The sequence below is a fragment of the Rhizobium altiplani genome (assembly GCF_001542405.1).
Lineage (GTDB): Bacteria > Pseudomonadota > Alphaproteobacteria > Rhizobiales > Rhizobiaceae > Rhizobium > Rhizobium altiplani.
Genome location: NZ_LNCD01000018.1, coordinates 82,555 through 103,599 on the forward strand (window position 1 = coordinate 82,555; position 21,045 = coordinate 103,599).

Here is a 21,045-nt window from a genome sequence, read left to right on the forward strand (position 1 = left end):
ATGTCATCAATGTGAAATAAAGCACCATTAAGAAAACTGCTAACCATGTGGATAGGGAATGGCAGCTTTGGAACTTCACATAGACAAAATCAGCAAGAAATTCGGCGAAGTAAATGTTCTGCGCGACGTGTCGATCAGCGTTGCCGCCGGCGAATTTGTGACCCTTCTTGGGCCTTCAGGCTGCGGTAAATCTACGCTTCTACGTATAATTGCCGGGCTCGAGCGAGCGGACCAGGGCCATGTGTTCGCGGGCGAAAAAAAGCTCGACGACGTCGCGGCAAAGGACCGAGACTTGGCATTTGTTTTTCAAAGCTATGCGCTCTATCCGCACCTTAGCGTGTACGACAATATCGCCGCGCCATTGGTAATGCGCGAACTAAGCAGCTTGGAGCGGTTGCCGATCCTTGGTGCTGCCCTGCCAGGTGCCGCCGGACGCTATCGCTCGATCGACGAGCGGGTTCGTGAAACCTCGGCGATTCTAAAACTCGATGCCCTTCTCGACAGGCGTCCACCGGCGCTTTCGGGCGGCCAGCGTCAGCGTGTGGCACTAGGACGGGCGATGGTCCGTGCACCGAGGATATTCCTCATGGATGAGCCCTTGGCAAACCTGGATGCGGCGCTGCGAATTCACACACGAGGTGAAATCGCCCGACTCCACAAGAAAATGGGAGCGACGACGGTGTTCGTCACTCACGATCAGGCTGAGGCAGCAGCAATATCTGACCGGGTCGCGGTGATGTTCCGGGGGCACGTTCGTCAGATCGCCAAGCCAGCCGATCTCTATCGTGATCCGGTCGATCTTGAGGTCGCCCGTTTTCTCGCGCAGCCTTTCCTGAATGAGGTCCGTGTTTCCGCCACAGTGGGCGGGATGGTCGCCATCGGGGGTGGCAAAATAGCACTCCGTGACGCGATCGGCTCCACCGGCCCCGGCACCTTGGCGTTTCGCCCCGAGCACGCAAGCATTGCTGCGCATGATGTGCCCGGTACCCTCCGCGTCTGCCTTTCGCGTATCGAACATTCCGGAACGGACGCAAACCTTTTTGTCGAGGCTGAGGCGGGCGCCGAATTCGTCGTTCGAGTGTCGGCGGATCAAGCGCGCTCGGTCCATCCTGGTGAGCACCTCGCTCTGACGATAGACGCGGAGAATGCCTGGTTCTTCCCCGAAAGTCGGTCTCGGCGAGAACGTGTCGAACGCGAGGCTGCTTAGATGGCTGTGCTCGACGATGTTTCTCTCGCAGCAGCCCCTGAGCGGTCAATCTACAAGTCGGACCGCGCGCAAGCCCGTGCCGGGCTGGTTCTTGCGTTGCCAGCCTCGCTGCTCCTGCTTGCCCTTTTGATCGGCCCAGCGATCCTGGTTCTGTTCCTTTCGTTTACCGACGCATCTTTGGGCCTGGTCGGTATCCGCTTTGTCGGTCTTGGCAATTATGGTCGAATGCTGACCGACCCAGGTTTCTCGAACAGCCTCCGCAATACGGCGCTCTATGTCCTTGTGGTGGTCCCAATATCGATCGGGTGGGGTCTGCTTGTTGCCTTGCTGATTTCACGGTGCACCTTTTCCGCTTTTTACAGAACGGCCTATTTCCTCCCGGTCGCCGCAACCCTTGTGGCGCTCGCGACCGCCTGGGAGGCGATCCTCCATCCTAGTCTTGGCGCCGCCAACGCGTTCCTTCACCTGCTCGGCGCCTCGCCTATACGGTTTCTCTCCGACCCGTCCATGGCGGTCTATGCCCTTGCCTGCATCGGCATTTGGCAGCTGGTCGGCTTCAACATGATCCTCTTCCTGGCCGGACTTTCCACAATTCCAGAAGAGCTCTACGAGGCGGCTGCGATCGACGGTGCAGACGGTGGTTTCAAGCGCTTCCGGCTCGTAACCTGGCCGATGCTTGCTCCGGTGACGCTGTTCGTCACCGTCATGACAGTCATCCGCGCGTTCTCGGTGTTTGAGACAGTTGCTGTGCTCACCCAGGGCGGACCGATGAAGTCGACAATGGTCGTCCTTTATACATTCTACGAAGAGGGCTTCCGGTTCTTCCGCGTCGGCTATGCATCGGCGATCGCCGTGTCTTTCTTCGTGTTCGTGACGATGCTGTCTCTGATCCAGATGCGCCTGTCGGACCCTAGGGCGTCCGGTACGAAGAACTTGAGGGGAACGCCATGATCCTTGCGAAATCTCCCGTATCGCGCATTGCCTCACACGCCGTTCTGCTCTCGGGCGCAATCATCATGGTTTTCCCATTCATCTGGATGGTGCTGGCCTCAGGTACACCGGAGAGCGAAATCTTCAATGGCGGTCTTCTGCCTGTGCCGACACTGGCCGGCACCGCGCAGAATTACGGCGCAGCACTCACCGCAATCCCGCTCTTGCGCTTCATGGCCAATGGATTTGTGGTCTGTCTCGCGATCCTGACCCTGCAAATTGCCGTGGCGATCCCGTGCGGCTATGCGCTCGCCAAGCTGTCCTTTCCAGGCAGGCCGCTCCTGCTCGGCGCAGTGCTGCTCGGGCTTCTCGTGCCAGTGCAGATCCCGACAATTCCGATCTACGTTGCGCTCGCGAAATCGGGGCTGCTCGACACCTACCCAGCGCTCATTCTGCCCTGGATCATCTCGGTCTTCGCGATCTTCCTGTTTCGACAGTTTTTCGTCACCTTCCCTGACGAAGTGCTTGATGCGGCCCGGCTTGACGGTTTCAGCGAGCTCTCGATCGCCTGGCGCATCATGGTGCCCGCCGCATGGCCAGCAGTCGCCGCTTTCTCTATTTTCTCCATCGTGGCCCATTGGAACGACCTCTACTGGCCGCTGGTGGTGACAACCAATCCCGACATGATGATGCCCTCGCTTGGCATTGCCTATTTCCGGCAAGCAGGCGACGGCGGCGGTCAGGTCGGTGCGCTGATGGCCGGGGGCGTGATCGTCACAGCGCCCCTGGCCGCCCTCTTCCTCTCAATGCAGAGGCATTTCATCAGGGGTCTGGTGGTCGGCCGACACTAGGCATCCTCAACAACCCAACCCAACCACGAACGACAGGAGAGCATCGTGAAAACGATTGCCATGATGATCGCGGCTGGCCTTGCCATGGCAGGCCTGACCGCCCCCGCCCACGCGGAAACCAAGCTCGACGTCTATTACGCCTGGGCCGAGCACGAGCCTATTCACGCAGCCGTCGCCAAGAGCTTCGAAGCGAAGTATCCCGATATCAAGATCGGGTTCAGGGCAGCGGCCCCGAGCTACGACGAAGCCGTCCAGGCGCTCATCCGCCAAAGCATGGCCGGCCAGTTGCCTGATGTCCATTATGTCGGCTTCAACGTGCTGCGCCCGCTCGTCGCCCGCGGCCTGATCGAGCCGATTGACGATCTGGTTGCCAAGGATCACCTGACCGACAAGGGCTATACCGATCAGGTTCTGTCGCTCGCCAAGATAGATGGCAAGCTCTACGGCCTGCCGTTCGCTATGTCGACGCCGGTCGTCTATTTCAATGCCGACCTTATCAAGCGGGCCGGCGGCGATCCTGAAAAGATTCCGACTGACTGGGACGGTTTCGTGGCGCTAGCCGGCAAGATCGGAGCGCTCGGCGACGGGACATCGGGCATGTTCTACGATCTCGGTTCGGACGACTGGACGACACAGAACCTGGTGCGCAATTTCGGTGGCCAGATGATGAACGACAAGGAAACCGACATCGCTTTCGACGGTCCGACCGGTCAGTCTGCCGCCAAGCTCTTCAAGCGCTTCCATACGGAAGGCACGCAGCCGGCGATAGACAGCCGTGCAGCCCGTCAGCTCTTCACCTCAGGCAAGCTCGGCTTCTTCTTCGCATCGGCTGGCAGCGTCAGCGGCCTCGAAAAAGAAATCGGCACGCGCTTCAAGCTGACGACGGCAAAACAGCCGCTGGGCTCCGAGGCCGCAACGATGCCGACGGGCGGCATGGTCGCGGTCATCCTGTCCAAGGACGAAGCCAAGCGTGCCGCAGCCTGGGAATATGTGAAGTTTGCCACCAGCGCGGACGGCCAGAGCATTGTCGTTCCGAACACCGGTTATATGCCGACGAATACCGGTGCTCTCGACAAGGATCACCTTGCCGACTTCTACAAGCAGCACCCGAACTGGTACACAAGCGTGCAGCAGACGCCGCGCGCCCGTCCGTGGTTCTCCTGGCCCGGCGAAAACGGTGTCGAGATCTCGCAGGTCATTCGCGACGACATGTCCGCAATCGCGCTTGGCAGCATGGAGCCGGATGCAGCTCTCGCCGATATGGCAGAGAAGGTTCGCGCGCTTCTCCCGAAGACCAACTAAGCCACTCCTACCAAGAGCGCCGGACCCGCTTCGGCGCTCGCTTTCATGGATCAATCAATGAAACTCATCCACCTCACCGACCTGCATCTGGTGGCTCCGGGCAAGACCCTTTACGGTTTCGATCCCGCCGCCCGTCTCCGCACTGTGATCGCGACCATTAACAACGAGCATGCGGATGCTGATCTCTGCGTCATCACCGGCGATCTGACCGATGAAGGCGACGCCGCCGCCTACCAGCTTCTGCGCGACATCCTGCAGGACCTCCGGGTGCCGCATCGCCTCTTGCTCGGGAACCACGATCATCGGGCTAATTTCCGTCGGGTTTTCCCCGACGCCGCAATCGACGCAACAGGCTTCGTCCAATCGGTCCTGGATCTGCCGGCTGGCCGCTTGATTTTCCTCGACACGCTGGTGACCGACCACGGTCATGGCTCGCTCGGCTGCGGCCGGTTCGAATGGCTTCTAGAGCGCCTTGCTGAAGAGCCAATTCGGCCAAGCTATTTGTTTTGCCATCACCCGCTGCAATCGATCGGGCTGCCGCATTTTGCGCCGCACATCACCCTGGTTCCAAGAAACGCCGTGGGGCCGCTCGTCAAGACAGGTTCGGTCCGCCACATCTTCTGCGGCCATGTCCATGTCGACGTTGGCGGCACCTGGCAAGGCGTACCGTTTAGCGCGAGCCGGGGCGTTGCGCACCAGATCATTCCGCATCTCGAGCGGCGCGATGCGCGCTTCGTCAACGATGCGCCGGCCTTTAATGTCGCCTTAGTTCGCGACGACAGCGTCCTGATCAATCAGTTCGAGGTCAGCAGCAGGGTCGTGGTCGCAATCAGCCCCGAGGAATTCATGCCGGAGGGTTTCCAATGAGCCTGACCAAACCATTCGACCTTGTCATCTTCGACTGTGACGGTGTCCTCATCGACAGCGAAAAGCTCGCTACCCAGATCGACGCCGATGAACTGGCGCGCATTGGTTTTCCGACCTCTTACGAAGACGTTGTCCGCCGATATACCGGGCTGTCTGCCGCCACGATGCGACGCATGGTCGAGGAGGAGTGGGGAAGGCCTCTGCCTCCCGATTTCGAAGAAGTGGTCGCCGCAAAGATCAAGGAGAAGTATCTGACCGAGTTGGAGGCGATCGACGGCATCGCCGAGCTTCTTGGCCAAATTGCAGTGCCGCGTTGTGTCGCCTCCAGCAGCGCGCCTGAAAAACTGCGTCTCGGTCTTGAGAGGACCGGCCTTTGGCCGTTGCTCGAACCGCATGTCTTCAGCACCGTCATGGTATCGAAGGGCAAACCCGCACCTGATCTTTTTCTGTTCGCGGCCGACCGGATGGGGGCCGATCCTGCCCGTACGGTTGTCGTGGAAGACAGCATCGCCGGCGTCCAGGCCGGTGTCGCGGCCGGGATGACGGTTATCGGCTTCACAGCCGGCGGCCATTGCCTCAACGATCACGATGAGCGGCTCCTTTCCGTCGGGGCCTCGGTAGTTACGCGTTCTGCCGCGCAGCTCAAAGCTTTGCTGTGCACAGATCAGGTCCGGCTTCGAGGCGCCGGCTAGATTGTCAATCCCCAACTTCGCGCGAATAGAGCAAAAAAAGTCGCTCTGATTCCTCACGCCGAAAACCAACCGCATGGCAGCGCCTCCCGGGCCCCCCAGGTTCTCAAAGGCATCTTTTTATGCGCAAAATACAATAGGCGGACGGAAAATGGCGCTTGGGGGCTTGCCTTTGTCGCGTTTAAGCGATGTTTGTGGCGGCAATCATCGTGGGCATCGAAGCGGAGGCGAAGAATGGGCGTGCGACAGCGGGTGGGATCGAAGTTCAAGGATGAGATAGAATTCCTGAAAGGCTGGAAGCGCGACCGAACAGCCGTCGGCGCCATAACGCCGACCTCCGTCGTGACCGCCCGGAAGATGGCGAGCGTCATTGATTCATCCTCGGGGCTTCCGGTGCTTGAACTTGGCCCGGGAACCGGCGTCATCACAAAACAGATCCTGGCGCTGGGCGTTCGGCCGAAGGATCTGGTTTCCGTTGAATACTCGCCGGAGTTTTGCCGGCATCTCAGGCAGGAGTTTCCCGAAGTCGACGTTCGATGCGGAGACGCCTTCGCGCTCGATCTTGTTCTGGGTCCTGAGCGGGGCGCAAAGTTCGACTGCGTCATTTCCGCTGTACCTCTCCTGCACTTGCCTCCAGACAAGCGCCTGTCACTGATCCTCGACCTCCTGGAACGTGTGCCGAACGGAAGGCCCGTTGTTCAGATCACCTATGGGTTGCTGTCTCCGGTCGTCGCGCTTCCCGCCGGTTACGAAGTCCGCCACCTGGCTTTCATGATGCGCAACATTCCACCGGCGCAGCTCTGGACGTACAGAAAAAGGCGATGAGCTCTCTCATCGGTCAAGAACGACATAGGTGCTTCGTCGATGGAGCGACGTGGCGCTGTTGACTTACCGCTGACCGTCAAGTTGCTTTCGGGAAGCTCTCGGCGTTACCTTCCGACGAAATCGACGTCGACGATCTTGAGATCGTCCGTGAATACACGCTTCTGCATTGAGCCGGCGGCCATGGCTACGGCGTTCCGCTTGCGAGCGGCCGCAGCAACGGAGGCTTTGCTGCGGCCGAGGCGGCCGATCCCATGATCGCGGAAATCAAATAAGCCGTACGTTTTCAGCTTTCGACTTGCCGGTTTTGCGATCCTGGCCCACCTCGTAGCTCACCTTCTGTCCCTCGCTGAGAGAGCTTCCAGCCTGCAAGGCAGACACGTGCACAAATACGTCAGCCCCCCCATTATCCGGGGTGATGAAGCCAAATCCTTTGTCTCCATTGAAAAATTTAACCATACCAGTGGCCATGAACAAAATCCTCGACGCTTTCACGGCTGATTGCCGCTTCCGGAATCTTTAAGGCGACGGAGTTTTCTTCGCAATCGGTTGCCCTCATCTTATTCGTCACTGTCGCGGCAAAATTGGTTCGTCCCAAGGATTCGGGAAGAACCTCGCGATGGATTCAAATCTCTTGGCAGTCGATGATCATTGCCGTGCTGCTGTTCTATGGCTCCCGTTTTGAAACGTCCTCGTCTGTTACCGCATAGAGATTTCCCGGTCTATCTGCCGGGTCGGCAGCCGCACCCCGTGCGTGATCCCGGGGGCACAGCTGTCACGTGGGTCCCCAGTCCCCGCAGAGATGGCGCCGCCGAACTCCGACAGTTTCGCCTGAGGCCAAGATCTCTTCAATCACGGTATTACTGGGAGGCGCACGAGGCTGGGAAGGCCTTTGGCAGGCGGCGGAACGCGGCAGCGCAATTCGTGCGTTGCTCAATGGCTGATCCTGGTGTCGGCAGCCGGTGGGAAAATACGCGAGGGTAAACACCAGGCAGCCCTTCGCCGCGCGAGGCGCGCTGCCGCGACCTTTCGCCGGTTGATGACGGTGCGGGGTTGCGACTTCAGGCCTGCACCTGGCATCTCTCTTTATTCTCGGCATTCCCGCGCGAGGAAGCGCCGGTTGACAGGCGGGCGAAGGACTCGCTCTGTGCCCTGTTAAAGTCACCATTGCGCCGGCTGAACGAAGCCTTCCCGCTCATCCGGTTCGTCGTCTGGAATGGCAATGGATTGATGATCGACATCCGGCTCTTCGCCGGAGGGGTGCAGGTCAAGTGGGCTTGATCTGGACAGGGACCGCTCGCGCAGGAGCGCGGCATACCGGCGGCGCATTTCATCGGACTCGATCGTCCCTGCCGTCCAAAGTGCGACCAGTTCCATGAAACCGGGGTCTTCATCGATCCGGATCCCTCGCGCCTTCCAACGCGCGATGACCCGTTCGGCTATGTCCCTGCGTGAATCCATTGTCACTTCCCTATGCCGCCCTGCCACCTACCCGGTGAGATACCAAGATTCTTCGCCAGTTGAAATCGGCTAATGTCACGCCGGCCGCCCGCGATCTGTTTTCAGGACCTTGCCGGCTGGAGCTATCGAGATCGCAAGATCAGGATGCATTTGGCGCAATCCATCGGCGCAGTCCAATCCCGCTCTCATTTGATGGCGTCCTGGCCCGGTTCCGGATCTTCCACGATCAACCCGCAAGGAGTCCGTGCGCAAGCTTCGGCCGCTTCTGCTTCGCGTCGCGGTGATCGCGCCCCCCGGGCCTTCTGAGGAGCCATCGAGCGGGAATTGGCCCGCTCCGAAGGGGCCTCTCACATGTCGCACGACCTCTCACTCGCCCAGTTCCACGCATTCCAGCTCTCCCGCGACCTTGTGGTTCCGATCACCCTCTTCTCGGTCGACGGCAAATACGGCATCCCGCCGTCTGACGAAAACGACGCCGACGACGATCTTGAGATCGTCCATGAATACACGCCGTGGCATTGAGCCGGCGGCACCTTAGGCGTGCCGCTTGCGAGCGGCAGGCCGCAAGGGAGGCTCCGCCGCGGCCGACCTTGCATGATTCACCAAATTGCAAGCCGCGCCCTTGCGGCCTTTGCTCTTCACGCCCGGTGAAGTGGCCGATGAATAGAACCGACGAGCAGGAGGCGATCGCTTTCGCGATCGGAGGAAGGATGGAGAGAAGAGAGATAGAGGCGCTACGCGATGCCGTAAGCTGCGCAGCTGTGCTGGAACAGGCCGGATTTGCCATTGATGTCAAGGAAAGCACCCGCCGGGCGGTAAAGTTTCGACGCAGCAGTGAGATCGTCATCGTCACACATCAAGGGCGCGGATGGTTCGACCCGCTCAGCGAGGCGAAGGGTGATGTCTTCGGGCTCGTCGAGCACCTGGATCGCGCCAGCTTTCACGAGGCCATCGAAAAGGTCGCGGCTCTGGTGGGGTTCGAAATTTCCGCGCCCGAATGGAAATCTCTAAGCGCTGCAGACAAATCCGACCTTTCCCTTACCGATCGTTGGCGAGCACGCCGCCGCCCGTGGCCTGGCTCATTGACATGGCGCTACCTGCACGACGAGCGCTGCCTTCCAACATCCCTGCTCCGCACGGCGATCAAACGCGAACTCCTCCGGGAAGGGCCGCAGGGCAGCCTATGGGCCGCTCATACGAACCATGCGGGCGACATCACAGGCTGGGAGGCGCGCGGTCCGCAATATCGTGGCTTTGCCAGCGGGGGAGCGAAGGTTCTGTTCCGCCTCGGCCCTGACGCTGCAATGCGCTTGGCCGTGACGGAAGCTGCGATCGACGCCATGAGCCTGGCGGCAATCGAGGGGTTACGTGATGGTACACTTTATCTCAGCACCGGCGGCGGCTGGTCTCCGATCACGGCCGCAGCCCTTGGCGCGCTGGCTTCACGCCCCACCGTTCAGCTTGTCGCCGCCACCGACGCCAATCCCCAAGGCGATCTGTTTGCCGAGCGATTGCGCGCGCTTGCCCATGGGGCCGGCTGCGATTGGATGCGGCTCCGCCCACCGCAAGAAGACTGGAACGAGGCCCTGAAGGCTCGCGCGAAGCGAAGGAATGAGAACAGGAAAAGCGAGGGTGGGAGGAAAGAAGAGGAGGCGTGCCGCATGCGCTCCGGCCGCGTCAACGGAGGCTTTGCCCGTGAGCCGGCCCTGGACCCCGCCGGCCGCGATGTCGGCGGCATGACCCAGGTGATCGCGGCGGTCGGCGGCAAGCGCGGCGACCACGTAGACGCGCCGCTTCCTTGTGCCGAGCCAAGAATATTCCGTCGGTTTCGTCATCAATGAGACGAAGCATGCCGCCTAGACGGCCCCTCCAGCTGCGCCGGTTGGCGCGGGAGGGCGGCGTAATGGCCAATTCCGAACGACAGCTCGGCGAGCTTGCCAGAATGGAAGCGGCACGGCGAAAGACGCAGCACCAGCTCGATCTCATCGACCGGCTAACCGCGCTCATTCCCCTGCTTGGACGGCGCCTTCCTCGAACGCTACCGCACCAATCTGGCAGTCTGACGGCCGAGCGACAGCCGGAAGTCGATGCGCTTACGCGGAATCTTGCTCGGCAGGACGCGACAATCGCCGCACTTTGAGCGCGAGCCGAATTGGATGGCCGCGTCGTCGCAACTGCGTGGAGGGCGTTGCCATGAGCACCATCGGCGACCTGGAGCGGAGAGCCGGCATCGGAGGATCGCCGGCCGAGCGAACCGCGTTCTGGCGGCAATTTCACCATTTCGAAGGCCAAGCCTTTCTGAGCGCCGGCCCGGCTGAGCTCAGGCGCCTGATTGCGGCCAGGGAAGCGGAGCCGGATGGCGGCCAAATACGCGTGTTGCCGGTTGTCGCCGTGAAGCATTGCCCGCCCTGACGGCGGAGCAGCAAGCGGCGCTTCCGGCCTACGCCGCAGGCATCGTCGACGCTGGAAATCAATCCTCAACAACGCCTGGTTGGGGCGGGCCCGCCTCATGACGGCAGCGGTCTGCTGCGCGGCCTTCGCAACTCGCACGGTCCGGCTGGCTGCAATCCTATCGCTTGCCTAAGCTGACCAAGCGATAGGCCGAGCGTTCATGTGCAGCGCGTGGGGAAGCCAGGGTTCCCCGGAAACGCCTGTTCGTTCATTCGAGGACGTCATCTTCCTCCCCACGCCGGATCGCCCTTCGGTTTTGCTGAGGTCTGAACCGGCGTCCGTGCGCTTCAAGGCCGCTGTCGCGCCGCGGCGCGGCCGGACCCCGCCGTCGTTCTCGGAGCAGGCTCGCGTGCTCCGTCGAGGGCAGCTTGCCCTCGTCGCAAGCAAACCGGCTCCGCTCGTCCAGGTGGGGCCGGACCCTGAAGCGCCCGTCTTTCCGCCGGTTCGAGGTGACCGCACCGAAGGGCAAGCCGGCATGGGCCGGAGCCGCTCCGGACGACTTCGAAAGGAAACGACATGGCCAAGCCTACACCCTCCTCCCGCCAATCCACACGCGTCGTGCAACTGCGCAAGGGCGCAACCATCGAAATGGTCCGGCTCACCTGCCCCGACGTCAGCCAGGCACTTAAGATCACCGAGAGTTTCGGAACCGCCGTCATCGACAGCGACGGCATCCGCGACTTGCACGAGCGGCTGGTCACGGAGACAGCCGATGCGCTCGGCGACGGCCTTGGCGACAAGGCCATGCAGATCCACCTGCAGCGGATCGTCGGTGCCTACGTCGGCTCGGCCCACGGCGCCGGCCAGTTCTACAGCCGCGCGGTCACCGAGGGGCGCGATGCCACGGCCAAAGCCGCCAACGATGCCCGCGACGAGGACCTGGACGGCCCCGTCGGCTTTGACAGCGCCGCTCAGCGCAAGCGCGAATTCGCCGCCGACATGGGCATACAGGTCCATGCGCTCAGAATGGCGGCCGAAGGCGCCGTCGCCGCCTATGTCCAGGTGATCGGCGAGACCTGGAAACCGTTCGACCGTCCCGTCGAACAGCCCGGCCACGCGCTCTACCGCAAGGCTACCGAAACGCAGATCTCCGCCTTCGACTGACCACTTTCGGCGGGGGCTTCGGCCCCGCCTTTCCATCAACTCGAGCCGGCCGCTTCCGTGGCGGGACCGGCCTGTTTCGTGTCGCTGACCCCGCCAGCAAGAAAAAGGAAATGAAGTCGATGGCACGCCCGTCGTGGCCCGTTCCTTCGTAGGGTCTGCAGGAGCCGCCGACGGACGCAACGCCTTCGCCGTCCTCCACTGCGTTGCGGCCGTTCCGGTGCATCCGCCGGCTAACCTGCTCCTGCTTTCGCCCTTCGTAACGGGCCGCGAGGGGCGCGGCCTTGAAACGGGGAAGTTTGAATATGAGCAACACAGAAAATCAGCGGGTCGATCTCTACAGCCGGATCACCGACAAGATCATCGAAGACCTGGCAAAGGGCGTGCGGCCTTGGATGAAACCATGGAATTCAGCGAACGCGGCAGGTCGCATTACCCGGCCGCTGCGTTACAATGGGCAACCCTATTCTGGCGTCAACGTGCTGCTTTTGTGGTCGGAGGGTGTCGCGCGAGGTTACGCGTCATCCACGTGGATGACGTTCAAGCAGTCCCTCGAATTGGGCGCCGCGGTCCGCAAAGGCGAGACGGGCACGACCGTCGTCTTCGCCAGCCGTTTCACTAAGTCCGAAACCGACGGGAACGGCGGCGAGGTCGAGCGGGAAATCCCCTTCTTAAAGGCATACAGCGTCTTCAACGTCGAACAGATCGAGGGACTCCCCGATCAGTATCATCACCGGCCGGTGTCCGTTCCGGATCCTGTCGAGCGCATCGGGCACGCGGATCGGTTCTTCCGCAACACCGGTGCTTCAATTCGTCATGGCGGCAACCAGGCCTTCTTTGCGCCAGCCGCCGATGTCGTCCAGATGCCACCATTTGAGAGCTTCAAGGATGCGGCAAGCTACTACGCGACCTTGAGTCATGAGGTCACGCATTGGACGGCGCCGGCCCATCGCCTCGGTCGCGACCTCAGCCGCTATGCCAAGGACAAATCTGAACGAGCCCGCGAGGAACTGATCGCCGAGCTCGGCAGCTGCTTCCTGTGCGCCGATCTCGGGATTGTTCCCGAGCTCGAGCCCCGCCCCGATCACGCGTCCTACCTCGATTCCTGGCTCAAGGTCCTGGCCGATGACAGACGGGCGATCTTCCAGGCGGCGGCGCATGCGCAGCGGGCCGTGACTTTCCTGCATTCGCTGCAGCCGGACGCGGCCGACAAGCGGCTCGCTGCGTAACGACTTGTCAGCGCCGGTCGTCGGCCTCGCCGGCGGCCGACAACTCTCGGCCGTCGGTCGCGGTGGGCGTGTCACGATCCGTCGCAAGGTGCAGTTTGCCGCAGATCGAGTTTTCCCGGTCTATCGGCTTGAGCTTCCGGGACGGCTTGATTTCGACGATAAAGGGCTTTGTCTGCTGATGCATGGATCCTCCAGGCGACGGCTTGCGAGGCGCGACGACAGCGCGGAGCGGGCAATGCAACGCCCCCTGCTCGTTGGTTCTGCGAGGTTTCGGTTTCGCACGTGGACAGGACCGCGGAGCGATCGTTGCAGCGTTCGGGAGCAGTCGAGGGACGAACCGCCATTGCCATATTCCTTCGACCACTGCGCCAGGCCACGACCGTCGCGGGCTCGATGAGGCATGTCTGATCGAAGACCGGCTTTGCCTCGATCGTCTTACCGCAACGGCCCTCCGAAACTTTATTCCCCTGAGCGCTGCGCGCCCATTCCTCGCGGAACAACAAAATTTCTCGTGGCCGCCCTCCATTTCATTTTGGCCTTTCAGGTGCGGTCCGATCGTCCCCGATCTTGCGACAGCCATCGAGGCCGCGATGGGCGCGGCCCGAAACAGCAAAGGAATACGACAATGGCAACCATCGGCACCTTCACCACTTCCGAAACCGGCTTCAACGGCTCGATCCGCACCCTTGCCCTCAACGTCAAGGCCCGCATCGCTCGCATCGACAATCACTCCGACAAGGGCCCGCACTTCCGCATCTACGCAGGCAACGTCGAGCTGGGTGCGGCCTGGCAGAAGCGCTCCGCCGAGACGGATCGGGACTATCTCTCGGTCAAGCTCGATGACCCGAGCTTCCCCGCTCCGATCTACGCGACGCTGACCGAGGTCGAGGGCGAGGACGGCTACCAGTTGATCTGGTCCCGCCCCCACCGCGACTGAGACCCGGACAGGGCCCCGCCGCCAAGGCGGGGCTGAACTGAATAGAGACAAGCCGGCGGCGGGCATCGAGCCTGCCGCCGGCTTTCTCGGTGCGATACGGAACCGGAATATTGTCTGCTCAGATGGAGCGATTGTGCCGGGCAGAAATGCCGGCGTCAGAGGACGCGCGGTTCCCCCAATTTTGCCTCCGCTTCGAACCTCAGCTCCAACAAAATCGGCTCCCCCATGCGCTTGCTCCGCCGGTGGCTGCCGCGCTCCCTGACCCCGTCATCTCCTCCCGCCCAGCGGTCTCGTCTTTCACGAACTCAAGGAGATGAGATGATGACGATCGGACAGCACATCGAAAAACTTCGCCTCGAATTGAAGAACGCCTGCGATGCCGCCGAGCGCCGCCAGATCGGGGGCGAGCTTGAACTTGCCCAGGCTGATCTGGTCGTGACGCTTGCCGAACAGGACGGTGCGATCAATGCCGAGCCGCCCCTTTTGAGGCGGCTCTTTTGCAGCTGGACGGGGAGCCGGTGCGCCGGATCGGGCTTCCCGGCTGTCAGGGATTTCATCCCTCGACACTCCCGCCGGCAGACGGACACGGTTGCGGTCCTTGACCCCTCTTTGCAACAGAGTGGCCGATCTCCGTTAGCAACGAAAGAGATCACAATCAATTGCAACTCTCCTTGTCAACGAGCTGTCATCTCTCATCGGGGATATTGCAGCCCGCGCGTTCGGCTGTAACCTGGCGCCGCCAGAATTTTCCCCGCCGCATTCCGCGGCTCCTCTGGAACAGGTGCCGATAAGGCATAATGGCCCGTTTCGGCGGGCCATTCTCATGTTGGCACGGAGGTGCGCGGACGATAGCCGCGTTTTCGTTTCCGTCGAAGCAGATCGAGAAACAGTTCAACTGCTTCCTCTTCCCGCCCAAAATGGTGGACCATCATCTGACCCTTTGTCCCGATGCGGCCCCACTTCCTGAGCAGGCAGACATCCCCGAACAGGTTGGGCTCGATCGACATGGCGTAGTAGCGCGCCATGTTTCTGGCGGAGTCAACGCGTTCGACATAGAGATGGTAGGGTTGCGCGATCATGAGATCAGAATCGCCGATCAGCGGAATCGCGTCCAACGAGACTTATGAATCGGTCGGCAGGGATTGATTCATATCGCTGATGGCATGCCATCGGACACGACGGGCTTGCGCGAATTTACCTGGATGCCGGTCCGTGCGGCGGGCGACCATCAATAAGGAACTTAAAGGATCTGCGCGGGGTTTCCCTTCAAGACTGGGCTTGGCACAATGAGCGTCTGCGACTGCCGCCGAATCTCGAACATCCAATGAGAGAGGTCTATTTCCGGGAGCTTCGACTGTTTCAGGCGTGCGCTGGCGCAGGTTTTTCTCTTCGCCCGGATTTCACCTCCGAGAAGATTATGGATCTCGAAAACAGCATGAGGATGTCACATGAAAGGCTATCTGCCTATGTCATCGGCGCGTTGTTGGGCGCCATCTTTGCTATCGCCGTGTCCATTTTTTTCGGCCTCCATAGGATCTTCCATCTTGCGGTTTTGGCGCTGCTGCCGGTCCTGGGTGCTGCGCTGGTCGAGCGCTTCTATTATCGCGGGTCACGAACACGCGCTGATGTGACAATCCATCGATATATGTCGGGCCTCGGTCGATCGAACGTGCAAAGCCGAAAGTCTTTGGGCGAGACGCCTGCGGCGTACGGCCCTATTCGCGATGCTCACGGTGGCCGAAAACGGTCTCCGCCCATCCAGGTGACGATCCTCTCGCAGCTCCTTACTCGCACCATAAAAGTCTTGCGCAGTCCTAGCGCCGGGCAAGACCTTCATCGATGAGGTGGTCGCCGAGCGATCGTCCCTCCCGCGTGACGTTCCGGAGTTTTCGGCCATGCTCGTTCTCGTCCCGCAAACCTGATGACAGCGAGAACTTGCCCGCGTTCAAAAGCGTGAGCAGGCGTGCCTTCGCCGCCTCGCCCTTGATCCGCTCCCCCTCGCAGCGAGGAGGGCTGAGTTCCGGCGTGTCGATATCCGCCATGCGGTTTTTTCTCCCCCCAAACCAGAAAGTGTCGCCGTCGACGACGCAGTTCATTCGCACGCTCTCGCCGCACAACGAAAAACGGCCTGCGACGTATCCGTTGTCGGTATCTTGGCAAGAGCCAGCACGCCGGAGAGATCACCAGCGCCGCCGGAGGTAAGCCAACCACCCGCTCCAATGATGATGGCTGAGATGACCCATCAGCGACTTGCGCGGGCCGTTCTGTCCCGTTCGGAATTTTCGCTCCGGCCGATATCGATCGTTCCCGCTGCTGTTTTTGCGCCGTGGTCTCATCGGAACCACATTCGATTTCGCCACGTGCCCGTCCTCTGCTGTTTGCATCAATCTACGTCGAGCCCGGTTTCATCTGTCTTTATGAACAGGTCGGCCTCAGGTGGTGTTTAGGAGTGGGGCGCAGTCGGTCCCGCCTCCCTTCGGCCGATCGGATAGATTTCAAGCTGGCAAACGAAACGCATCTTGCCGTTTTCTCTTCCGAGGGTTCTGGAAGAGCGACGGAAGGCGGTATTCGGCGTTGCGCTATGGCTCATGTACTGTCATTTGTCGCAGCCGAGTGTATGGGCGCGAAAAATATCCAAAGGTTGATCATGGACGATACGGTTCAAATTGGAAGCCGCGGCGACTTCGGTCTCTGGGCAATCGAAGTCGCCAAACAGATTGTCGGCGAGCAGGGCTTCGAGCTTGCCCAGGCCGCGCGTGACGGCACGGAGGATGATCTCCGTACTGCAGGCAATGCTCTGGGGCAGGCGATTACCAACGCGCTGCTCGAAGTCTTCGATGGGCTGCTGGACGGGCCGCCCGCCGATGCGACTTGACCGATCTTACGGCTTGTCCGCAGTATCGCGGAAGAACGCGTTCGGCTTCACACATGCCTTCATGTCCTCACGCCTAAACCAGATTGCGCGCCCACACCGGAGCGGCGCGTTTCCGGCGGTGAAGACGATCTGCTCGTCGGCACGCATGCGCAGCACCTCATGCGGCTGGATCAGAGGTCTGGCGGCAAGTTGTTTCGATCGCGTGCGCGACGATCCTTTCGACTGGACACTGCGGCTGACCTGATCGATCTCTACGGTCGTCATGCCGCAGCGGCGCGAGATGTAGTCGGCCGTCTCGGGATCGTTGATGGCGGCGAATGAAATCCAGCTTGCGCTCTCGAACCACTTGCTTGCCGCGTCTCGGCCGCCATAGGTTTCACGCATCTGGCCGATCGACTGGTAGATTGTGGTGAGCGTGATTCCATATTTGCGGCCTGCGTCACGCGCGGTTTCCAGGATGCGCATGTATCCAAGGCGCGCCACCTCATCGAGAAGGAAGAGCGCCCTGCCCGGCATCTCGCCGTTGCGGTTGTAGATGGCGTTCAGAAACGAACCGATGATGACGCGCGCCAAGCCCGCATGCGTCTCCAATGCCTTGAGATCTACGTTGATGAACACGTCCGTTTTTCCATCTGCAAGATCACCCGTCGTAAAGGTCTTGCCCGAGACCAGGGCGGCGTAGTTCGGGTAGGACAGCCAGTGGGTTTCCTTGACCGCGTTGGCGTAAACGCCCGAGAATGTTTCCGGCGTCATGTTAACGAAGGCCGCGACATTCTCCTTTACGAAATCCGAACTTGAATTGTCATAGATTTCCTGCAGCCGCTGGCGCAGCTGGGGCTCCGGCTCGGACAAGTTCTTGCGCACTTGCCGGAGTGTCTGGTCGTTTTCCGGCGTGTGGCCGGAGAGGCAAGTGTCAGCAATCAGCGCAGTGAGTAATTGCAAGGCCGAGGCGCGAAAGAAGTCGTCACGGACGCCACGCGCGCCACCGCTATCGCTCATGATCCACGACGCGACGGAGGCGATATCCTCCTCTTTGGTTCCCCCGAACCGGCCGATCCAGTCGAGCGCGTTGAAGCCGATTTCTGAGTGTTTCGGATCGAGCACGAAGACGTCGCGGTTGGCGTCGCCACGGTGCTTCGATACCATTGGCGCAACCTCGTTCGAAGGATCGAGAACAACGAGGGCGCCACCCCATTTTAGCGCCGTCGGGATCGTGACTGATGTCGTCTTGAAACCACCGGATCCGGCGAACACGATGCCGTGCGATGAGCCGAACGAGCCATCGAAGCAAAGCAGCGGCGACTTACCACCCGCTCCCCAGGTCTCGGCGCTGTCAGCGCGAAACGAGTGTGCCGCGCTGCTATCCCGGTCGACCCGGTAGCGCTCGCCGATGACGATGCCGCCGCTCTCGGCAAAAAGCTTTTCTGCTTGCGATAATTTCATCCAGTCGGCCTCGCCATGCACCGCCCGTTTTCCAACGATGCGCTTGGGCTCGGGCCTTGCGAACGCGGCGTTGCCGGCAATCGCCACCCGCGTGCCCAACAGCGCCGACATCAGCACCGTGGCGGCGCCGATCGTCGTTGCTGGATCGAGATAGTTGAAGATGGATTTGCCGGCCGGGACTTGTCCGAGAAACGCGGAGAGCCTCGATGCCTCGCGCAGGACCGCGAGGACGAGCGTCGCTGTCGCGCCCGTGACAACGCCCCATCCTGCCGTCCTGATCCGCACCGAGCCGGCGCTCGCAAACAGAAAGACGATGCCGACGATCGACGCGGCGACATAGGGCAGAGCGATGCCCGCACGGCCGAGCATCTGCCGGGCGGCATCGCTCTTGCCGAAGTGGGATAGCCAGTGTTCGATCCTGGTCATGCCGATGGCCGTCAGCATCATCAACGCGCAGGGTGCAACGAGCAGCAGGATCCTAGTCATCTCTCTCTCCGAACGCTTCAGCACCGAGTGCGGCAAGCCGTGAGCGCTCCTGTGCGTCTCCCTTCAGCCGCGCGGCGGCATCGATGAGGAGCCCAAGCAGCAGCGCCCGCTTCTCGTAGCGCAGCCCCGCCTTGACGATCAGACCGCCGAGTTCGATCTTTTCGCGTGTGTCCTTCTTGCGGGCATCTGAAGTCGTCGATCTTCGCATCCGCTCAAGCCTCGCCAGTCCTGCCCTCAGCCGCGCCAGGCGGGTTCTGCGCGGTGGGCGTGCTGCCGTCGCCTGCGCCGCCTGCCCCCTTCCCTCCGGTCGTACGGGCCTTGCCCCCGCGAAAGCGTTTCACCAGATCCTCGAATGCTGCCTGCAGTTCACCCTCGTCGATCTCGATCTCACCGAGACCGGCTTTAAGCGCGATCCGGCCGATGCGTTCGGCCTCCCGGGTTTCGGCGAGCTTCAACTGCTCCTGGAGCCTGGCGATTTCGTCGCGGATTTTCGAGGATGGCTTCTTCATGTCCGGATAGCTCCTTGGGTGCGAAAACTTGTCTCTCGGACCCCATCTTCCGGACGTCGGTGTGGAACGCACTACTGTTAATCCTACAATCGCCAAGGGCGATGCTTTCGTGGATGATCCCGGCCGCTCGGCAAGAGCGGCATCCGAAGGGCGCAATTATACGTCGCTGGCGCGACGTTCTTTTGAGAGCGCCCCGGCGGGGCCGATCTCGCTGCCGAACATGTTGATTTTGCTTGCAATCGGGAAAGAACTCCGCCGTGGCCGTGCCTCATTTCTCCGTCAGCATCGTCGCCCGCGGCTCCGGCCGCAGCGCCGTGCTGTCGGCGGCCTACCGGCATTGCGCCAAGATGGAGTACGAGCGGGAGGCCCGCACGATCGACTACACACGCAAGCAAGGCTTGCTGCACGAAGAGTTCGTGATCCCGGCTGATGCACCGAAATGGCTCCGGGCGATGATTGCCGATCGCTCCGTCTCCGGGGCGTGCGAGGCCTTCTGGAATAGCGTCGAAACTTTCGAGAAGCGTGTCGATGCCCAGCTTGCCAAGGACGTGACCGTTGGGCTGCCGGTGGAACTCTCGACCGCGCAGAATATCGAACTCGTGAGGGATTTCGTCGAGCTGCACATCACATCGAAGGGGATGGTGGCGGACTGGGTCTATCACGATGCGCCAGGCAATCCGCATGTGCACCTGATGACGACGCTTCGGCCGCTGACCGAAGACGGGTTCGGCGCCAAGAAGGTCGCAGTGACCGGCCCTGACGGCACGCCGGTGCGCAACGATGCCGGCAAGATCGTCTACGAGCTCTGGGCCGGTAGCCTCGATGATTTCAATGTCTTTCGCGACGGCTGGTTTGCCTGTCAGAACCGACACCTGGCGCGTGCCGGACTCGATCTCCGCGTCGACGGCCGTTCCTTCGAGAAGCAGGGGATCGAACTCGAGCCGACCATTCACCTCGGCGTCGGCGTCAAGGCGATCGAAAGGAAGTCGGCGGAGGCCGAGCGGGACCCTTCGCTGGAGCGGATGGAGCTGCAGGAGGGGCGCCGGGCGGAAAACGCCCGCCGCATTCAGCGCCGTCCCGAACTGGTGCTCGACCTGATCACCCGGGAGAAGAGCGTCTTCGACGAACGTGACGTTGCCAAGATCCTCCACCGCTACATTGACGACGCCGACCTCTTCCAAAATCTGATGGCAAGGATCCTGCAGAGCCCCGAGACGCTCCGGCTTGAACGCGAGCGGATCGAATTTTCAAGCGGTCTACGCGTGCCGGCGAAATACACGACGCGCGACCTCATCCGGCTAGAAGCGGAAATGGCCAGTCGGTCGATTTGGTTGGATCAACGCTCCTCTCACAGCGTGGCGGACGCGGTGCGGGACGCGGTCTTCGCCCGTCACCTGCGCCTCTCGGACGAGCAGAAGGCGGCGATCGCACATGTTACCGGAGGCGAGCGCATCGCTGCTGTGATCGGACGTGCAGGCGCGGGCAAGACGACGATGATGAAAGCCGCGCGCGAGGCCTGGGAAGCCGCCGGTTATCGCGTCGTTGGCGGGGCGCTTGCGGGCAAGGCCGCTGAGGGCCTGGAGAAGGAAGCCGGTATCGTCTCCCGCACGCTGTCATCCTGGGAACTGCGCTGGAACCAAGGTCGCAATCAGCTGGACGACAAGACAGTATTCGTTCTTGATGAAGCGGGCATGGTGTCGTCGCGGCAGATGGCGCTGTTCGTCGAAGCAGCGACGAAGTCCGGCGCCAAACTCGTCCTTGTCGGAGATCCGGAACAGCTTCAGCCGATCGAAGCGGGTGCGGCCTTCCGCGCCATTGCCGACCGCATCGGCTATGGCGAACTCGAAACCATCTATCGCCAGCGCGAGCAGTGGATGCGCGACGC

The 21,045-nt window shown here is 61.4% G+C and carries 25 protein-coding genes; 16 read left to right on the plus strand and 9 right to left on the minus strand.

What is annotated here, in order from left to right; genetic code table 11:
• The first annotated feature begins 58 nt into the window (after positions 1 to 58).
• From AS026_RS03675 to pmtA, 7 genes are all read left to right on the plus strand, one after another.
• Positions 59 to 1,207 (plus strand): ABC transporter ATP-binding protein, encoded by a 1,149-nt coding sequence (locus AS026_RS03675; protein ID WP_007539657.1) that lies wholly within the window; start codon positions 59 to 61, stop codon positions 1,205 to 1,207.
• Positions 1,208 to 2,158, plus strand: a complete 951-nt coding sequence (locus tag AS026_RS03680; protein WP_007539655.1) for a carbohydrate ABC transporter permease — start codon at positions 1,208 to 1,210, stop codon at positions 2,156 to 2,158. It begins immediately after the preceding gene.
• Positions 2,155 to 2,988 carry a carbohydrate ABC transporter permease gene (locus tag AS026_RS03685; protein WP_007539654.1) on the plus strand — a complete coding sequence of 278 codons (834 nt, stop codon included), beginning with the start codon at positions 2,155 to 2,157 and terminating at the stop codon, positions 2,986 to 2,988. Before AS026_RS03680 ends, AS026_RS03685 begins: the two co-directional genes overlap by 4 nt.
• A 45-nt stretch (positions 2,989 to 3,033) precedes the next feature.
• Positions 3,034 to 4,290 carry an ABC transporter substrate-binding protein gene (locus tag AS026_RS03690; protein WP_028747010.1) on the plus strand — a complete coding sequence of 419 codons (1,257 nt, stop codon included), beginning with the start codon at positions 3,034 to 3,036 and terminating at the stop codon, positions 4,288 to 4,290.
• A 57-nt stretch (positions 4,291 to 4,347) separates the two neighbouring features.
• Positions 4,348 to 5,157 carry a phosphodiesterase gene (locus AS026_RS03695; protein WP_007539652.1) on the plus strand — a complete coding sequence of 270 codons (810 nt, stop codon included), beginning with the start codon at positions 4,348 to 4,350 and terminating at the stop codon, positions 5,155 to 5,157.
• Positions 5,154 to 5,849, plus strand: coding sequence for an HAD family hydrolase (locus tag AS026_RS03700; protein ID WP_007539651.1), 696 nt, complete (start codon positions 5,154 to 5,156; stop codon positions 5,847 to 5,849). Before AS026_RS03695 ends, AS026_RS03700 begins: the two co-directional genes overlap by 4 nt.
• Before the next feature lie 231 nt (positions 5,850 to 6,080).
• Positions 6,081 to 6,671 (plus strand): phospholipid N-methyltransferase PmtA, encoded by a 591-nt coding sequence (gene pmtA / locus AS026_RS03705; protein ID WP_007539650.1) that lies wholly within the window; start codon positions 6,081 to 6,083, stop codon positions 6,669 to 6,671.
• Positions 6,672 to 6,935: 264 nt separating this feature from the next.
• Here the strand turns inward: pmtA and AS026_RS03710 are convergent, their stop codons facing one another.
• Both AS026_RS03710 and AS026_RS03715 read right to left on the minus strand, forming a co-directional pair.
• On the minus strand, positions 6,936 to 7,139 hold the full coding sequence (locus tag AS026_RS03710; RefSeq protein ID WP_007539649.1) for a cold-shock protein: 204 nt from the start codon (positions 7,137 to 7,139) through the stop codon (positions 6,936 to 6,938).
• Between the two features lie 690 nt (positions 7,140 to 7,829).
• Positions 7,830 to 8,129: a hypothetical protein gene (locus AS026_RS03715; RefSeq protein ID WP_007539648.1), complete on the minus strand. Its 300-nt coding sequence runs from the start codon at positions 8,127 to 8,129 to the stop codon at positions 7,830 to 7,832.
• A 351-nt stretch (positions 8,130 to 8,480) separates the two neighbouring features.
• On the opposite strand from AS026_RS03715, the gene AS026_RS42215 reads away from it, so the two are divergent.
• The 6 genes from AS026_RS42215 (at position 8,481) to AS026_RS03750 (ending at position 12,910) form a co-directional block, all read left to right on the plus strand.
• Positions 8,481 to 8,651, plus strand: a complete 171-nt coding sequence (locus tag AS026_RS42215; RefSeq protein ID WP_007539647.1) for a hypothetical protein — start codon at positions 8,481 to 8,483, stop codon at positions 8,649 to 8,651.
• 137 nt (positions 8,652 to 8,788) lie between these two features.
• Positions 8,789 to 9,970: a DUF3991 and toprim domain-containing protein gene (locus tag AS026_RS03730; protein ID WP_007539646.1), complete on the plus strand. Its 1,182-nt coding sequence runs from the start codon at positions 8,789 to 8,791 to the stop codon at positions 9,968 to 9,970.
• A gap of 62 nt (positions 9,971 to 10,032) precedes the next feature.
• The gene (locus tag AS026_RS03735) at positions 10,033 to 10,269 is read left to right on the plus strand and encodes a hypothetical protein (RefSeq protein ID WP_051177341.1); all 237 of its coding nucleotides are present in this window, start codon (positions 10,033 to 10,035) and stop codon (positions 10,267 to 10,269) included.
• Positions 10,270 to 10,322: 53 nt separating this feature from the next.
• Positions 10,323 to 10,541 (plus strand): hypothetical protein, encoded by a 219-nt coding sequence (locus tag AS026_RS42975; RefSeq protein ID WP_007539644.1) that lies wholly within the window; start codon positions 10,323 to 10,325, stop codon positions 10,539 to 10,541.
• Between the two features lie 555 nt (positions 10,542 to 11,096).
• Complete coding sequence (locus AS026_RS03745) at positions 11,097 to 11,684, plus strand: hypothetical protein (protein ID WP_007539642.1); 588 nt, start codon at positions 11,097 to 11,099, stop codon at positions 11,682 to 11,684.
• A gap of 302 nt (positions 11,685 to 11,986) precedes the next feature.
• Positions 11,987 to 12,910 (plus strand): ArdC family protein, encoded by a 924-nt coding sequence (locus AS026_RS03750; RefSeq protein WP_007539640.1) that lies wholly within the window; start codon positions 11,987 to 11,989, stop codon positions 12,908 to 12,910.
• 7 nt (positions 12,911 to 12,917) lie between these two features.
• Here AS026_RS03750 and AS026_RS42625 read toward each other — a convergent pair whose 3' ends face one another.
• On the minus strand, positions 12,918 to 13,094 hold the full coding sequence (locus AS026_RS42625) for a hypothetical protein (RefSeq protein ID WP_202902590.1): 177 nt from the start codon (positions 13,092 to 13,094) through the stop codon (positions 12,918 to 12,920).
• Positions 13,095 to 13,535: 441 nt separating this feature from the next.
• Between AS026_RS42625 and AS026_RS03755 the strand changes: the two genes are divergently transcribed.
• Entirely contained in the window at positions 13,536 to 13,847 is a 312-nt protein-coding gene (locus AS026_RS03755; RefSeq protein WP_007539638.1) for a DUF736 domain-containing protein, read from the plus strand.
• 297 nt (positions 13,848 to 14,144) lie between these two features.
• On the opposite strand, the gene AS026_RS41935 is transcribed toward AS026_RS03755, so the two are convergent.
• The 3 genes from AS026_RS41935 to AS026_RS44140 form a co-directional block, all read right to left on the minus strand.
• Positions 14,145 to 14,462, minus strand: coding sequence for a hypothetical protein (locus AS026_RS41935; RefSeq protein WP_007539635.1), 318 nt, complete (start codon positions 14,460 to 14,462; stop codon positions 14,145 to 14,147).
• A 206-nt stretch (positions 14,463 to 14,668) separates the two neighbouring features.
• Positions 14,669 to 14,926, minus strand: coding sequence for a WGR domain-containing protein (locus AS026_RS03765; protein ID WP_037075330.1), 258 nt, complete (start codon positions 14,924 to 14,926; stop codon positions 14,669 to 14,671).
• Between the two features lie 735 nt (positions 14,927 to 15,661).
• The gene (locus AS026_RS44140) at positions 15,662 to 15,889 is read right to left on the minus strand and encodes a thermonuclease family protein (RefSeq protein ID WP_328285770.1); all 228 of its coding nucleotides are present in this window, start codon (positions 15,887 to 15,889) and stop codon (positions 15,662 to 15,664) included.
• Between the two features lie 605 nt (positions 15,890 to 16,494).
• On the opposite strand from AS026_RS44140, the gene AS026_RS03775 reads away from it, so the two are divergent.
• Positions 16,495 to 16,722, plus strand: coding sequence for a hypothetical protein (locus AS026_RS03775; protein WP_028747014.1), 228 nt, complete (start codon positions 16,495 to 16,497; stop codon positions 16,720 to 16,722).
• Positions 16,723 to 16,728: 6 nt separating this feature from the next.
• On the opposite strand, the gene traG is transcribed toward AS026_RS03775, so the two are convergent.
• From traG to traC, 3 genes are read right to left on the minus strand one after another with little or no spacing between them, the layout of a single operon-like run.
• Entirely contained in the window at positions 16,729 to 18,651 is a 1,923-nt protein-coding gene (gene traG / locus AS026_RS03780) for a Ti-type conjugative transfer system protein TraG (RefSeq protein WP_062368636.1), read from the minus strand.
• Positions 18,644 to 18,859 (minus strand): type IV conjugative transfer system coupling protein TraD, encoded by a 216-nt coding sequence (traD, locus tag AS026_RS03785; RefSeq protein WP_028749705.1) that lies wholly within the window; start codon positions 18,857 to 18,859, stop codon positions 18,644 to 18,646. The genes traG and traD overlap by 8 nt, the downstream gene beginning before the upstream one ends.
• 4 nt (positions 18,860 to 18,863) lie before the next feature.
• Positions 18,864 to 19,160, minus strand: a complete 297-nt coding sequence (gene traC / locus AS026_RS03790; protein WP_028749704.1) for a conjugal transfer protein TraC — start codon at positions 19,158 to 19,160, stop codon at positions 18,864 to 18,866.
• Positions 19,161 to 19,417: 257 nt separating this feature from the next.
• On the opposite strand from traC, the gene traA reads away from it, so the two are divergent.
• Positions 19,418 to 21,045 (plus strand): Ti-type conjugative transfer relaxase TraA (traA, locus tag AS026_RS03795; protein WP_063805895.1); only part of this gene is annotated, 1,628 nt, incomplete at its 3' end.